Below are 14740 nucleotides of genomic sequence, written 5' to 3'. Positions count from 1 at the left end.
GTGTTTAATCAAAGGTATCGAACTCTGATACCTTTGATCTTTACAGGGAAAACATGTTGCTCAAATTTTTGCGGTGGGTGTGTCAACTCGTCTGGCGAGTTGAAGTACAGGGAGAGACTTCCTCTTTTACTTCCCAAAAAGTGATTATTACGCCGAATCACGTCTCCTTTCTTGATGGTATCCTTCTTGCTCTTTTCTTACCGGTCAAACCGGTCTTCGCGATAACGGCGACTTATGCGGACCATTGGGCGCTACGCAGGGTTAAGCGCTGGGCCGATGTAGTCGCCTTGGACCCCGCTAGACCGATGACCATGAAGCGCTTGGTCAAAGAAGTGAACAGTGGCCGACCGGTTATCATCTTTCCTGAAGGGCGTATTTCCGTCACCGGATCATTGATGAAGATTTATAGCGGGGCCGGTTTTATTGCCGCAAAAACCGCGGCAACGGTTATTCCCGTTCGTATCGAAGGCGCTGAATACACGCCCTTTAGTCGCTTACCGGCTAAACGTCGCTTATTCCCTAAAATTCGTCTCTTTATCTTACCGGCGACACATATCCCTATGCCGCAAGCCGCCAAAGCCCGTGAGCGACGGGTGTTAGCGGGTGAACATCTCGCGCATATCATGCAAGAAGCACGCATGGCTGTCCGCCCGCGTGAAACCTTGTATGAAGCCTTTATCCATGCCGCGCAGCGTTTTGGCTGGTCTCATGGCTGCGTAGATGACATTAATTTTTCCGTTAACAGCTACCGGCAGCTGCTTAAGAAAATATTGGGCGTGGCCTGTATCATAGAAAAACAGACTCAGCCGGGACAAAATATCGGACTACTGTTACCCAATAGCGTGGTGACTGTTGCCACCGTCTTAGCGGCGTCCGCACGGGGCCGTGTTCCTGCCATGCTCAACTATTCGGCGGGAAACAGCGGTTTGCAGGCGGCCGTCAAGGCTGCGGAAATCACTACCATCTTTACCTCCCGCCAATTCCTCGATAAAGGGAAATTACACTATTTAGTCGAGAATGCGCCGCATGTTCGCTGGCTGTATCTTGAAGACTTAAAAGAGACACTGACCGGTGAAGACAAGTGGTGGGTAGCTAAGCATCTGTTCTTCCCTAAAGCTGCGCAAGTTGCCCAGCAGCCAGAAGACGCCGCCGTAATCCTGTTCACTTCTGGATCCGAAGGTGTGCCGAAGGGCGTGGTACACAGCCATAAAAGTTTGCTCGCCAATGTTGAGCAGATTCGTACCGTCGCCGACTTCTTGCCACGAGACTGTTTCTTATCTGCGATGCCGCTCTTCCATGCCTTTGGCCTGACAGTCGGCTTACTGTTACCCCTCTCTACCGGCGCTAAAGCCTTTCTCTATCCAAGCCCCTTACATTATCGAGTCATTCCCGAACTGGTCTATGACCAAGACTGCACGGTGTTGTTCGGCACTTCGACGTTCTTAAACTATTATGGGCGCTTTGCCGACGGTTACGACTTCGCACGTTTACGTTATGTGGTCGCCGGGGCGGAGAAGCTCCAAGAGAATGTCCGTAAGCTTTACGCCGAGAAATTCGGTATCCGTATTTTAGAGGGGTATGGCGCAACAGAATGCGCGCCAGTCTTATCGATCAATCTGCCGATGGCGGCTAAGATTAATACGGTTGGTCGTTTACTGCCCGCCATGGACTTCCGTCTGATCGCGGTACCAGGGATTGAACAAGGCGGCCGTCTTCAGGTACGTGGCCCGAATATTATGAAAGGCTATTTACGCGTGGATAACCCAGGGCATATCGAGCCACCTGCCGCGGATAACGGCGAAGGGCAACTCGATGCCGGTTGGTACGATACGGGCGATGTTGTCAGCTTCGACCAAGATGGCTTCTGCCGGATCCAAGGTCGGGTGAAACGGTTTGCCAAATTAGCGGGTGAGATGGTCTCACTGGAAAGCGTTGAATCTTTAGTGATGGCGGTCTCTCCTGATAAACAGCATGCGGTGTCGGTAAAAGAGGACGCGCAGAAAGGGGAGGCGTTAGTGCTTTTCACCACCGATGCGCAATTGCAACGCGACGCATTATTGAGTGAAGCCAAGGCGAAAGGCCACAGCGAACTTCTGGTGCCGCGAGATATTCGTGTTGTTGATAGTCTACCGGTACTCGGTAGCGGTAAACCCGATTATGTCTCTCTTAAAGCGATGGCAGCAGAGCCAGCGCGTTCACATTCTCAAAATGGGTAACAATGAAATTATCTGCAGAATCACCCCTTAAGGTACCGGGTCTCCGCCCGGTTTTACTGGCGCAATTTTTCTCTGCATTCGGGGATAATGCGCTGCTCTTTGCAACCTTAGCCCTGCTTAAAAATGCCGAGTACCCCGATTGGAGCCAGCCGATCCTACAAATGGTGTTTGTTATTGCCTACATCTTGTTGGCACCCTTCGTCGGGCACTTTGCGGATCGCTTCTCGAAAGGCCGTGTCATGATGGTGGCGAACAGCATCAAGCTGATTGGCGTGATTGCCATTGGCGTAAACATTAGCCCTTTCCTCGGCTATAGCTTGGTCGGTATTGGCGCAGCGGCCTATTCCCCAGCCAAATATGGCATCTTGGGTGAATTACTGCCGACCAAACAGCTGGTGAAAGGTAACGGGCTTATGGAGGGATCGACCATCGCTGCCATTCTACTCGGCTCGGTTAGTGGGGGTATCTTGGCAGATTGGCATGTCTCTACCGCACTCCTGGTCTGTGCCATTATCTATGCGCTAGCGGTAATGGCAAACGTCATGATCCCCAAGCTGGAGGCGGCACGGCCGTATGGCAATTACCATCCGAAACGTTTAGTCGATCAGTTTTTTAAGGCGTGTCGTACCTTATGGCAAGATAAGACCTGCCGCTTTTCATTGATTGGTACCAGCATGTTTTGGGGTGCAGGCGTCACCTTGCGTTTCCTCTTGGTGATCTGGGTACCGGTAGCGCTTGGCATTCAGGATAACACCACCCCGACCACGCTTAACGCGATGGTCGCGATAGGGATTGTTGTCGGCGCATTTGTGGCGGCGAAATGGGTTTCCTTACAGCATGCGGGCAAAGCCTTACCCGCAGGTATCGCGGTAGGATTATTAGTGGTGGTGTTCGCACTGGAAACGCACCTGCTGCCCGCTTACGGTTTATTGGTGTTAGTCGGCATCTTTGGCGGTTTCTTCGTTGTGCCGCTCAATGCACTCCTTCAAGAGCGTGGGCAACATACGGTGGGAACCGGCAGCGCCATTGCCGTGCAAAACCTAGGAGAGAACAGCGTAATGTTGGCGATGTTAGTGCTGTATAGCGCGGCGATTTGGTTGGGGGCTTCGGCAGTAGTGACAGGTGTCGCCTTCGGCATTTTATTTGCGTTAGCGATCACCTGTTTATGGATGTGGCAGTTAAAACGAAAAGCGTAGCCTTATTGATCAGGGAGCAGGATTAGGAAAACGGCGATGGATCGCCTCAATACCCGCCAACACTTCTTCACTTAGCGTTACCTCATAACTTTCAACATTTTGCTCAAGCTGCGCTAAGGTTGTCGCCCCTAAAAGCGTGCTGGCGACGAAAGGCTGTTGCCGAACGTAGGCTAGCGCCATCTGTGAAGGATCTAACTGATGCGCCTGAGCGAGCGCAACGTACTGCGCAATGGCTTGTTCGGTATAGTCGCCGTTATAACGGGTAAAGCGGCTAAACAGCGTGTTACGGGCCTTCTCTGGGCGCTTACCGTCAAGGTATTTACCGCTCAATGTCCCAAATGCCAAGCAGGAGTAAGCCAGTAACTCGACGCCCTCAAACTGACTGATCTCGGATAAACCAATCTCAAAGCTGCGATTGACCAAGCTGTAGGGGTTTTGAATTGAGACAATACGCGGCAGATCATGCTTTTCTGCGAGGTGAAGATAGCGCATCACTCCCCATGGCGTCTCATTCGACACACCGATATAACGGATCTTTCCCGCGCGAACATGTTCAGACAGCGCATCGAGCGTATCGAGAAGGGTGACAGGCACATTGTCATCGCTGTATTGATATTCAAGCTTACCGAAACAGTTGGTAGGACGCTGCGGCCAATGTAACTGGTAGAGATCCAGATAGTCTGTGTTCAGGCGGGTAAGGCTTGCTTCTAGCGCCTGACGGATATTTTTCCGGTCTAACGCCTGCTGTGGGCGGATCGAGGCATCGTTTCCGCGTACCGGCCCGGCCACTTTGCTGGCAAGGATGATTTTGTCACGTTGACCGCTTTTCTTTAACCAGCTACCGATATAGCGTTCTGTGAGGCCTTGGGTCTCTGGGCGCGGGGGCACAGGATACATTTCGGCAGTATCAATCAGATTAATGCCACGCTCACGGGCATAATCAAGTTGTTGATGGGCATCCGCTTCGCTGTTTTGCTCACCGAAGGTCATGGTACCCAAGCCTAATTGACTGATCTCGAGACTACTATGGGGGATACGGTGATAATGCATGCACAGTCCTTATTATTTTTTAATAATACTGGAAATATCGTCGCTATTAATTTGTGTTGTATGGCCCTGTTGATCGGTATATTCGACCAGCCCAGTCTCTTTATCGATAATGGGTTTTCCTTCGGTCAGCAGCATTTTTCCATCTTTCGTTGCCATCACGTAATCACTCGAACAACCACTCAGTAATAGGCTGCCAGTTACGCCGACTAATAATAAAACAACTTTGATCATCTCTTTTCGTCCTCTTTTCGTTAGCGCAACAGTTAAGCGATGATAACGGTTAGCATAAACCAGAATTGTCTGTATTCCTCCGAGCAAGCGGAGAGGGAGCGCAATACCTGGCAGGGCGGGTCACGATTCTATCGAGTATAGTGACCTAATTATCTGAAATATAGATAAAATAATATTAGGTGCCAAGAGAGGGCACGCGCGATAAAAACGTAAAGAGACATGTCTTACTGACTCACGATAATGCGATTAGAAAGAGAATTATTACGCTTACACATCAGTAAGCTAAAGCCAAATGGCCTATTTGGCAAGTCTGAGTGACGTGGCAAGTTATCCAAAATGTTGGGCGAGTAACGGTGCCGTGAAGCGTTTCTTTAGATAAAAGCCACGGGGGAGCGTGAGGATCTTCTCACCCGCAGGCCCGATCGCCTCGGTTAGCGCGCGGTTGTTGGCGGCTTTAGGGCGAATTTGCAGGTATTCCCCTTGTCGGGCAGTGATTGCCTCAACACGCCCTAGCGCAATCATCTCCATAAGCTCTTCCCAATCCGCTTCGAGCTGCTGATCTTCTTGCTCGGAGGGTTGCCACAGTAGCGGGGCGCCAATACGGCGATCGGCCAGCGGGATATGTCGCTCACCTTCTATTGGGATCCACAAGACTTTGGCAAGCTTTTGGCGAACGTGGCTATGCTGCCACGTTACCCCGATATTGCCAGTTAACGGCGCGACGCAGACGAAGGTGGTTTCCAAAGGCTCGCCCCGAGCATTGATTGGAATGGTTTTTAATTCGATCCCGAGGTGAGCAAAATCCTGCTCCGCTTTACTGCCAGCCTGTGCGCCTAATGCCAACTCGATAAGATTACCGACCCATCCTTTGTTACGTTGCAGATTTGCAGGCACCTTTATATGCCGTTCAACCGCGACTTCCGCAAAGGTTTTTCCCGCGATCTGTTGTGCACGGTACAGCAGTTCGGCTTCGGATTCGGGGGGTGATAAGTAAGCAATAGACATCGTGCACTCTTTGTATGAAAAGTAACCAGGCTTGAGTCGGGTTGTGTGGCCACGTTGACTCAACCGATAGATTGCGAATAATAGCATGAAAAACCATGGTTTTTTAAGCTTAACCCCTGGGCAGTTTAAGGGATTTTATCGGGTTATCCCAGTTTCACGGGATTCATAAACAGGTTTGTCACCCTACTTATCCACAGAAAAATTGGATAACTCCGGTAATTTGAGAGTACTGTTTCTATTTACAGCCTTGACAGCAAGGTTTGTTCAGTTTTTTTTCGACTTATGCGTAACATTCAGGCATGTTCTGTGGATAATTTATAAAATGGTCAATTTTTAACCTGTGCGTTAAGTATCGTTGAATCAATACACGAAAAACCTGATAAAATGTTGTTTATAAACCTAATAACTTCATGTAATTTAAGGTCTTTATAAATTCAAATTAGACAGCCTAAAAGGGGGGTTAAAAATGATTATTCAATTGAATCCCATCTTTTTCACAAAGCTATCCACAGAAAAGGTGAATAAAATAGGTTAACTCTGTGGTAATTTGTTTATAACTTTACTTTTACCCCTTAGTTATCCCACTAACGCTGGTCATTATTGGCGTAAGGCAATGGTTTACCGCCCGAGTGGAGTGTGAAACAATCAGGTTATCTAAAAAGAATATCGAGGTAGTCCAGTGATCGATGATGATGGCTACCGCCCTAACGTGGGTATTGTAATTTGTAATCGTCAAGGACAGGTGCTGTGGGCACGACGATTTGGTCAGCACTCTTGGCAATTTCCGCAGGGCGGGATTAATGCAGGAGAAACCGCAGAGCAGGCGATGTACCGTGAATTATTTGAAGAAGTGGGATTGCATCGTAAAGATGTGCGTATTCTCGCTTCGACGCGTAATTGGTTGCGCTACAAATTACCCAAACGTTTAGTGCGATGGGATACACGGCCAGTCTGTATTGGCCAAAAGCAGAAATGGTTTCTGCTGCAACTCCAGTGCCAAGATACAGCTGTCAATGTTCAGCGCAGTAGCACTCCGGAATTCGATGGGTGGCGTTGGGTGAGCTTTTGGTATCCGGTCCGTCAGGTGGTCTCGTTTAAGCGGGATGTCTATCGGCGGGTAATGAAAGAATTTGCAACATCGTTAATGGCCCAACCGGAAGGGGGAGGGCAGCGTTCGAATTATTCAGGACGGCGTAAAAGGGGATGATCGATGGCACTGAAGCTCACACAGTTACGGGATATTGTTGAAAAAGTCGCGAGTGCTCCACGGCTCAATGATGCACTTGAAATTCTCGTAAATGAGATTTGCCATACGATGGAAACAGAAGTCTGTTCAATCTATCTGGCGGATCACGAGCGCGGTTGTTATTACCTGATGGCCACGCGGGGCTTAAAAAAGCCTCGCGGTAAAAATATCACCCTCGCCCTCGATGAAGGGATTGTCGGCCTAGTCGGGCGGCTCGCTGAGCCGATTAACTTGGCCGATGCCCCTTCACACCCCAGTTTTAAATATATTCCCTCCGTCAATGAGGAGCACTATCGTGCTTTTCTCGGCGCACCCATCGTCTCCCGTCGTACCGTTTTAGGGGTACTGGTCGTGCAGCAGCGCGAAACCCGTCAGTATGACGAGAGCGAAGAGTCCTTCTTAGTGACGCTGGCCACGCAGGTCGCCACACTCCTCTCGCCCTCACAACTGCGTCAGCTATTTGGTTTGTACCGCCAAAGCCGTCTACAGGGCGTTGCTGCTTCCCCAGGCGTAGCGATTGCCCCGGGGTGGGTCGACCAAGTGCAACCGCTGCTAGAGCAGGTAACGCGCGCTTCCGCGCTAGATATTGAGCAAGAGCAAGAGCGCCTACTCTTGGCGATGTCTGAGGCAGGTGAGGAGTTTCGGCGTTACAGCAAACGCTTTTCAGGTAGCGCACAGAAAGAAAGTGCAGAGATTTTTAACCTCTATTCGCATCTACTGAGCGAACCGCGGTTGAAGAAAAGCCTGCTGGCGGAAATCGAGCAAGGCATCGTGGCAGAGTGGGCGGTTAAAGTCGTTATTGAGGAATTCGCGGCACAGTTTTTGGAGCTGAAAGATAACTATCTGCGCGATCGAGCCAATGACTTACGTGAATTAGGCCAACGCTTGCTCTTTCACCTCGATGATTCCTTACAAGGCAGCAACAGTTGGCCGGAGCGCTTTGTCTTAGTTGCCGATGAATTAACCGCGACCTCCCTTGCGGAGATCCCGCAGGATCGTCTGGCAGGTATCGTCGTACGCGATGGTGCGGCGAACTCGCATGCAGCGATTTTAACGCGCGCCATGGGTATTCCGACCGTTATGGGCGTCGATATCCGACCCGAACAACTCGATAAGCGCCAGCTAATTGTCGACGGTTACCGTGGGGAAGTGCTGATTGAGCCTGAACCGATACTGATTAAAGAGTATCAACGCCTGCTCAAAGAGGAGAACGCGCTCAGCAAGACCGCAGAAACAGCGGCCGAGTTACCTGGCGAGTTGAAGAGTGGTGAGCATATCGCCATCATGCTTAACGCTGGATTAAGTGCTGAGCTGGAGCTGGATCAAGATAAATGGGTCGAGGGCATTGGTCTGTATCGCACCGAAGTCCCGTTTATGCTGCAAAGTGGTTTTCCTTCGGAAGAGGAGCAAGTGGCGCAGTATCAGGGGATGCTACAGCTGTTCCATCAAAAACCGGTCACGCTGAGAACCTTGGATATCGGTGCTGATAAGCAACTGCCGTATATGCCGATCAGTGAAGAAAACCCGGCATTGGGATGGCGCGGCATTCGCTTAACCCTAGATCAACCCGAAATCTTTTTGGTGCAGATCCGCGCGATGTTACGCGCCAATGCAGCATCGGGTAATTTGCGGATCCTGCTACCGATGATCACCAGCATCGAAGAGATCGATGATGCGCGCCACCTGATTGATCGCGCGATTTATGAGGTTGAAGAACTACTGGGTTATGAGATCCCTTCGCCAGAGGTCGGCATTATGCTTGAGGTGCCGTCGATGATCTTTCTGATCCCGCAATTGGCACGCAAGGTCGACTTTATTTCGGTGGGAACCAACGATTTAACCCAATACCTGTTAGCGGTGGACCGTAACAATACGCGGGTAGCGAATTTATATAGCGCGCTACATCCCGCGGTGTTACAGGCCCTCTATCGCATCATGACGCTGGCGACGCGTGTCAATCTGCCCGTTTGCTTATGTGGCGAAATGGCTGGCGACCCAACTTGTGTGCCGTTACTGGTGGGGATGGGTTACCGCCACTTAAGTATGAATGGCAAAAATATCCCTCGGGTAAAATACCTATTACGGCACTTGGAATGTAACGAGACCGAACAACTCGCGGCGCAAGTTTTGCAATCCAGCACCACCAGCGAAGTCCGCTACCAAATCTCGGTCTTTATGGAACGTCGAGGATTGGGTGGATTGATTCGCGGCGGTCGTTAATACTCCGCTACATTTCTGGCCCGCAATTTTGCGGGCTTATGCTATGATTTCGCCCAACCTATTTGTTCACCCCCTCAAGAATGAGGCGCGAGTGATTGATTTAACAACCAATGGTGCAAGATGACTGCGAGCTATCTTAAGTTTCCACAATTTGACCCGGTAATTTTTTCTATCGGTCCAATCTCCCTTCACTGGTATGGGTTGATGTACTTAGTCGGCTTTATTTTTGCCATGTGGTTGGCCACTCGGCGTGCGAATAAGCCCGGCAGTGGCTGGACTAAAACGGAAGTTGAAAATCTCCTTTACGCCGGTTTCTTAGGGGTATTTTTAGGTGGCCGTATCGGTTACGTCTTATTCTATAACTTACCGCTATTCCTCGAAAATCCGCTCTACCTGTTCAAGGTGTGGGACGGAGGCATGTCGTTCCACGGCGGGTTGATTGGTGTTATTGTGGTGATGTTAGTCTTTGCCCGCAGAACCAAACGGGCTTTCTTCCAAGTTTCTGATTTTATTGCCCCCTTAATTCCTTTTGGCTTAGGCGCAGGCCGCTTAGGTAACTTTATTAATGGCGAGTTATGGGGACGTGTTGACCCGAACTCATCGTGGGCGATGCTATTTCCCGGCTCGCGCGATGAAGATCTGGCCTTAATCCCAAGCCATCCTCAGTGGCAATCCCTACTAGAGACCTATGGCGTACTGCCACGTCACCCTTCACAGCTATACGAATTAGCGTTAGAAGGTGTGGTGCTGTTTATCATTCTGAATCTGTTTATTCGTAAACCGCGTCCAATGGGCAGTGTTTCGGGCTTATTTCTGATAGGCTATGGCGCTTTCCGTATTATCGTCGAGTTTTTCCGCCAGCCTGATGCTCAGCTCGGGTTATTTGGTGGGGTGATCAGCATGGGGCAGATCTTGTCTATCCCAATGATTGTCGCTGGAGTGATAATGATGATTTGGGCGTACCAACGCCAGTCAAAGACTGTAACGAGTGAAGTAAAATGAATCAATATTTGCAACTGATGCAGAAAGTCCTCTCTGAAGGCGCGGTGAAAGACGACCGGACCGGTACCGGCACCTTATCCATTTTCGGTCACCAAATGCGCTTCGATCTGCAACAGGGCTTCCCCTTAGTCACCACGAAAAAATGCCATCTGCGCTCGATTATTCACGAGCTGCTGTGGTTTTTAAAGGGAGACACCAATATCGCTTACCTAAAAGAGAACAAGGTAACGATTTGGGATGAGTGGGCAGATGAGCAGGGCAACTTAGGTCCGGTTTATGGTCAACAATGGCGTAGTTGGCCAGCTGCCGATGGCCGCCATATCGACCAAATTAGCGAAGTGATCCGTCAGATTAAACAGGACCCTGATTCGCGCCGCATCATCGTATCGGCATGGAATGTTGGAGAGTTAGATAAAATGGCGCTGGCACCTTGCCATGCCTTTTTCCAATTCTACGTCGTGAATGGCAAACTCAGTTGCCAGCTCTACCAGCGCTCTTGCGATGTCTTTTTAGGCTTACCCTTTAATATCGCCAGCTATGCGTTACTGGTCCATATGGTCGCTCAGCAGTGTGATCTCGAAGTCGGCGATTTTGTTTGGACAGGGGGCGATACGCACCTCTACTCCAATCACTTAGAGCAAGCACACTTACAATTAAGTCGTGAGCCTCGTGCACTGCCTAAGTTGGTCATTAAACGTAAGCCGGACTCTATTTTCGATTACTGTTTTGACGATTTCGAGATAGAAGGCTACGATCCGCACCCTGCGATCAAAGCGCCCGTCGCGATTTAAGTCGCTCAGCCGCATTGTCCGCGAGTGAGTGATAAAGGCTAAAACCGTAACCTGCTTCAGGTTGCGGTTTTTTTATTTCTCAGGCGCTAACCACTATTTAGTAGCCAATTCTTAATTCACAATCGCCAGTAAATCAAGGCGTCGACGCAGTATTTATTTTAGGGTAAAACAGGGGCAATATTTGCAGAAAACGGATCCCCCCATATACTTATCGTTAAGTCATGACCGAGCTGATCAATTATAGTTTCATTATTTATTATTACTCTGTTTGGAGGGGTTTTAATGGACCAGGTTCCACTTATTACAGGTTTTACCCTAATGTCGCTGTCGACATTATTAATTTATTTTTCAGGAAGAAAAAAATCCCCAATTAAAAATCACGTTATGATGCATGCTCTGGTTACGTTTATCGCCGCAACTGCTTATTTAGCCATGGCATTAGGCGTCGGCAATTACCTTTCTGATAATGGAACAACTATTTATTTCGCAAGATATCTCGATTGGTCGGTCACTACGCCTATTTTATTGGCTGGATTAGTCATGATCGCCTTTCATGAATATGGCCCTTCTAGCCAAATGAATGGATATTTAACGGCGATTATTGGGTTAGATATTATTATGGTTATCACCGGCTTATTATCTTCGCTTGCCGACACCGTTATGGTGAAAGCCATCTGGTATTTATGGTCCTGTATCGCCTTCTTAGGAGTCCTATTTTTACTGTGGAGACCTTTACGTAGAATTGCCGCGACCCGCGAACTCACCACTGCAGGCGGATACTATAAAAATATCACCTTGCTAACGCTCGTCTGGTTGCTCTACCCAGTGGTCTTTGTTATCGGGCCTGAAGGATTACACATTATTAGTGATGCTGCCTCGGTCTGGAGCTTCCTAGTATTGGATGTGATAGCAAAAGTCTTCTACGCGTTTTACGCCGCAAAAGTGCTATCGAAATCCTTCCAGACCACGACGATTGACAGCACCGCGGTATGACCAACGATCCAAGGCAAAAAAGTGGTTGGAGTGTACTCTACGGGGCAGCGTTAGCTGCCTCGTTTTGTCCGATGGTTTACCAGCTACTTTTTGCCTCGGTGGCCATTGGCCTGTTAGGGATGGCGCATGGCGCGAGCGACTTAGCGGTTATTCGTCGCGGAAAAAAAAGGCTATTCCTCAGTGGCTATTTAGCCCTTATGGCACTCTGTCTGCTAGTTTGGCAGACCCATCCCGCCAGCGCCTTACCCATTTTTTTACTCGCCTCCGCAATGCATTTTGCGATTGAGGAGCCACAGGCAAGCGGTTGGCCTAGGCGATTAGCCATAGGGATAGGGTTGATCACGCTGCCAGCGGTGTTCTACCTCCGTGAGACCGCCGTTTTACTCAGCGATGCGGGATTCCCCACGCACTCCCTCGCGCTGGTTATGACAATTATGCAGGGGGTAGGGATACTCTGCGCAGCCCAATTATTCATTACCGGCTCTTTGCAAAGAGATTATCGAATCCTCGCGGGCGTGTTATCACTGCTCTTTTTTCCGCCGTTAATCGGGTTTTCGCTAGGGTTTTTAATCCTCCATGCCTTTCCCCAAACGTGTGTGCGGCGTCATCTTTTGGGCTGTAACAATAATTATGATTATCTGCGATTAACCTGGCCTATTTTATCTGGCGCATTGCTCTTTTCGTTAGTAGCGATAATATTTATTTTACCTGAGGCGAAAAATAATGTGCGGATACTTTTCACCTTACTTACCGCGCTATCATTACCCCATCTGATTATTACACCTTTTTTCGAATCGAGTAAAAATTAACAGTCAGTCTCTGACGTATTTTATTCTCTATTTTCCACGAGAGTGCTTTTCGTTCTGTTATTTAACCGTAAGGGTTAAATCTTCGCAGGAGAATAATTTATTTTTTCTGATTGGCTACTCATTAAATTTAAAATAATACTAACCGATAAATAAATCATTTAATCCTGCTCGCAAAATTATCAGGTGTGATCTGTTCGATTGCCGCAGCCGGCGTAAGCTCTCCCCATGCGATCATTTTCTTATTCTTCACGCGCTGGCTTCACCCTAGTAGAGGTGCTGATTGTGCTAGCCATCACTGCGATATTGACCGGTTTGGCGAGCCAGTCACTTACGCAGTGGCAATACCGTCAACAGGTTAAGGCCACCGCGAGTGATTTAACCCACTTTTTAAATCGGCTGCGTCAGCAGGCTTATCACTATCACAGGACAATTTCGTTTATCCCGTGGTTGGATAATGAAGAATCCTTAGTGAGAGCGGTCAGCGAGCCTCGGGCAGGGAAGGTCGAGCAGTGGACATGGAAACCCAGTACGCCTCAAGTCAAGCTGTTGGCAGTGATCGGTGAGCCTCGTTTTTTTGGAAAGCATGGCACCGCCTGGCCGGGGAGCTTTGAGGTCGGAAATGAGGTGACGCGCTGGCGGGTCATTATATCTGCTCATGGCCGAGTTCGTTACTGCGAGGGGCAGGATAAGGGGTGCCAATGAAGTTGATAACCTCTCATCAAGCAGGCTTTAGCCTGATTGAGGTACTGATCGCGCTAACGCTTGGCGCGATACTGTTACTCAGCGCTGAACGTCTGTTACCCCTTTTATGGCAACAGTCGGCAGCGATGGAGCAGCGTTACTGGGTACGAGAAGAAATACAGCGCCTTCTGCTGTTAGTCGAGAAAGCCGTTCGCCGTGCGGGATTTTGTCAAGGTGATCACTGTGGCGGGGTCAGTATGGAGATAAAGGACGAAGGTAAGTGTTTACTTTTACGCTGGGACGATAATGCCAACGGTCAGTGGGAAGGACCCGGCCATTTACATAGCGACTATTTTGGCTATCGACATCGCGGGCTGGCGATAGAGTACGCGCGAGGGGTGGCTGATTGTCGCACTGGCCAGTGGTCGCGTTTGACTCAACCCGCCCAAGGACAGGTGATCGATTTTCGTGTCAAGGCACTCGCTCAGCAGGTTGATATTCAACTGACCCTGAAAGCAGGTAAGTACACACTTAGCCGTCAACATCGAGTTAATCGGGAGAATGATTAGATGAAGCGCCTATTACGTTCTTCCGCACCCCAAGGCAACGTCACCTTGTTAACGGTTTTATTAACGATGGCATTAGCCAGTGGCGTTTTACGTTTAACGAGTGATTCACTTCGTTATGGGGCACAGCAGGTCAATGATGAGAAATCTTATTATCAAGCGTTCTATCAAGCTCAGTCAGCGCTGGCTTGGGGTCGCACATACTCGTGGTCGACGGCACCAGCATGGCAATGTGCTTTATCGCCCTCAAACGCTTTTTCTGTCTGTTTTTGGCGAGCGTCGAAAAATGAAGGTTGGTTACGAGGGGTTTCCGAAAAAAGTGAGTGGTTACTTTGGCAGAGGGTTATTGTCAATGAGGGACCGCCCTTGCGCTTACAGCGACACCCCCGCGGTTGGACCGACGACTGCCCCTTATCCGCCGAGCAGTGCGGCGCACTATTGCCAAGGGATAAGCCTCGTTGAAGTGCTGATGGCCTTAACACTCTTGTCGATCAGTAGCTTACTGATGTTGCACTATATGGGCAGTTTACAGCGTAGTGAACAGACGCTTTGGCAACGTCGCGAAGTGTGGCAGCAATTAGCTCAGAAGCTTGAGGGCAGTGAGAAGCCTAGCCAACCCATTGAAGAACAACGGATTGCGGCAATGAACGGGTGCTATTGGCAGCGAGTGACTTGGCAAGCCGCGGATCTTTCGCCACAGTCTCTGCAGCGTTTACGCTGTCCGTAGGAATTGT

The 14740-nt window shown here is 49.5% G+C and carries 15 protein-coding genes; 12 read left to right on the top strand and 3 right to left on the bottom strand.

Annotated features, from left to right (window positions below; genetic code table 11):
* The first annotated feature begins 53 nt into the window (after nucleotides 1–53).
* Both aas and lplT read left to right on the top strand, forming a co-directional pair.
* Nucleotides 54–2216, top strand: coding sequence for a bifunctional acyl-ACP--phospholipid O-acyltransferase/long-chain-fatty-acid--ACP ligase (aas, locus tag HGT71_RS08190; RefSeq protein ID WP_214217360.1), 2163 nt, complete (start codon nucleotides 54–56; stop codon nucleotides 2214–2216).
* A gap of 2 nt (nucleotides 2217–2218) precedes the next feature.
* Nucleotides 2219–3412, top strand: a complete 1194-nt coding sequence (lplT, locus tag HGT71_RS08185) for a lysophospholipid transporter LplT (protein ID WP_214217359.1) — start codon at nucleotides 2219–2221, stop codon at nucleotides 3410–3412.
* 9 nt (nucleotides 3413–3421) lie between these two features.
* On the opposite strand, the gene HGT71_RS08180 is transcribed toward lplT, so the two are convergent.
* The 3 genes from HGT71_RS08180 to mutH form a co-directional block, all read right to left on the bottom strand.
* Nucleotides 3422–4462, bottom strand: a complete 1041-nt coding sequence (locus HGT71_RS08180) for an NADP(H)-dependent aldo-keto reductase (RefSeq protein ID WP_214217358.1) — start codon at nucleotides 4460–4462, stop codon at nucleotides 3422–3424.
* Between the two features lie 12 nt (nucleotides 4463–4474).
* Complete coding sequence (locus HGT71_RS08175; RefSeq protein WP_214217357.1) at nucleotides 4475–4693, bottom strand: YgdI/YgdR family lipoprotein; 219 nt, start codon at nucleotides 4691–4693, stop codon at nucleotides 4475–4477.
* A gap of 327 nt (nucleotides 4694–5020) precedes the next feature.
* Nucleotides 5021–5698 carry a DNA mismatch repair endonuclease MutH gene (mutH, locus tag HGT71_RS08170; RefSeq protein ID WP_214217356.1) on the bottom strand — a complete coding sequence of 226 codons (678 nt, stop codon included), beginning with the start codon at nucleotides 5696–5698 and terminating at the stop codon, nucleotides 5021–5023.
* Between the two features lie 679 nt (nucleotides 5699–6377).
* Here mutH and rppH point away from each other — a divergent pair.
* The 10 genes from rppH to HGT71_RS16005 all read left to right on the top strand — a co-directional run bounded on the left by rppH (nucleotide 6378) and on the right by HGT71_RS16005 (nucleotide 14733).
* Entirely contained in the window at nucleotides 6378–6905 is a 528-nt protein-coding gene (gene rppH, locus HGT71_RS08165) for an RNA pyrophosphohydrolase (RefSeq protein ID WP_048912606.1), read from the top strand.
* A 3-nt stretch (nucleotides 6906–6908) separates the two neighbouring features.
* Entirely contained in the window at nucleotides 6909–9164 is a 2256-nt protein-coding gene (gene ptsP, locus HGT71_RS08160; protein ID WP_214217355.1) for a phosphoenolpyruvate--protein phosphotransferase, read from the top strand.
* A gap of 120 nt (nucleotides 9165–9284) precedes the next feature.
* Nucleotides 9285–10166: a prolipoprotein diacylglyceryl transferase gene (gene lgt, locus HGT71_RS08155; protein WP_214217354.1), complete on the top strand. Its 882-nt coding sequence runs from the start codon at nucleotides 9285–9287 to the stop codon at nucleotides 10164–10166.
* Nucleotides 10163–10957: a thymidylate synthase gene (gene thyA / locus HGT71_RS08150; RefSeq protein WP_048912602.1), complete on the top strand. Its 795-nt coding sequence runs from the start codon at nucleotides 10163–10165 to the stop codon at nucleotides 10955–10957. The genes lgt and thyA overlap by 4 nt, the downstream gene beginning before the upstream one ends.
* Nucleotides 10958–11239: 282 nt before the next feature.
* A complete protein-coding gene (locus tag HGT71_RS08145; protein WP_214217353.1) occupies nucleotides 11240–11950 on the top strand; it encodes a bacteriorhodopsin in 711 nt (236 codons plus the stop codon).
* Entirely contained in the window at nucleotides 11947–12759 is an 813-nt protein-coding gene (locus HGT71_RS08140) for a Brp/Blh family beta-carotene 15,15'-dioxygenase (RefSeq protein WP_214217352.1), read from the top strand. Before HGT71_RS08145 ends, HGT71_RS08140 begins: the two co-directional genes overlap by 4 nt.
* Before the next feature lie 225 nt (nucleotides 12760–12984).
* Nucleotides 12985–13461 (top strand): prepilin-type N-terminal cleavage/methylation domain-containing protein, encoded by a 477-nt coding sequence (locus HGT71_RS08135; RefSeq protein ID WP_214217351.1) that lies wholly within the window; start codon nucleotides 12985–12987, stop codon nucleotides 13459–13461.
* Nucleotides 13458–14009: a prepilin peptidase-dependent protein gene (locus HGT71_RS08130; RefSeq protein ID WP_214217350.1), complete on the top strand. Its 552-nt coding sequence runs from the start codon at nucleotides 13458–13460 to the stop codon at nucleotides 14007–14009. Before HGT71_RS08135 ends, HGT71_RS08130 begins: the two co-directional genes overlap by 4 nt.
* Entirely contained in the window at nucleotides 14010–14468 is a 459-nt protein-coding gene (locus tag HGT71_RS16010; protein ID WP_214217349.1) for a DUF2509 family protein, read from the top strand.
* A 7-nt stretch (nucleotides 14469–14475) separates the two neighbouring features.
* On the top strand, nucleotides 14476–14733 hold the full coding sequence (locus HGT71_RS16005; RefSeq protein WP_214217348.1) for a hypothetical protein: 258 nt from the start codon (nucleotides 14476–14478) through the stop codon (nucleotides 14731–14733).
* Nucleotides 14734–14740 lie beyond the last annotated feature (7 nt).

The sequence above is a fragment of the Rosenbergiella epipactidis genome, from assembly GCF_018494055.1.
GTDB classification, from domain to species: domain Bacteria; phylum Pseudomonadota; class Gammaproteobacteria; order Enterobacterales; family Enterobacteriaceae; genus Rosenbergiella; species Rosenbergiella epipactidis.
This window is presented reverse-complemented; position numbering and strand designations above follow the sequence as displayed.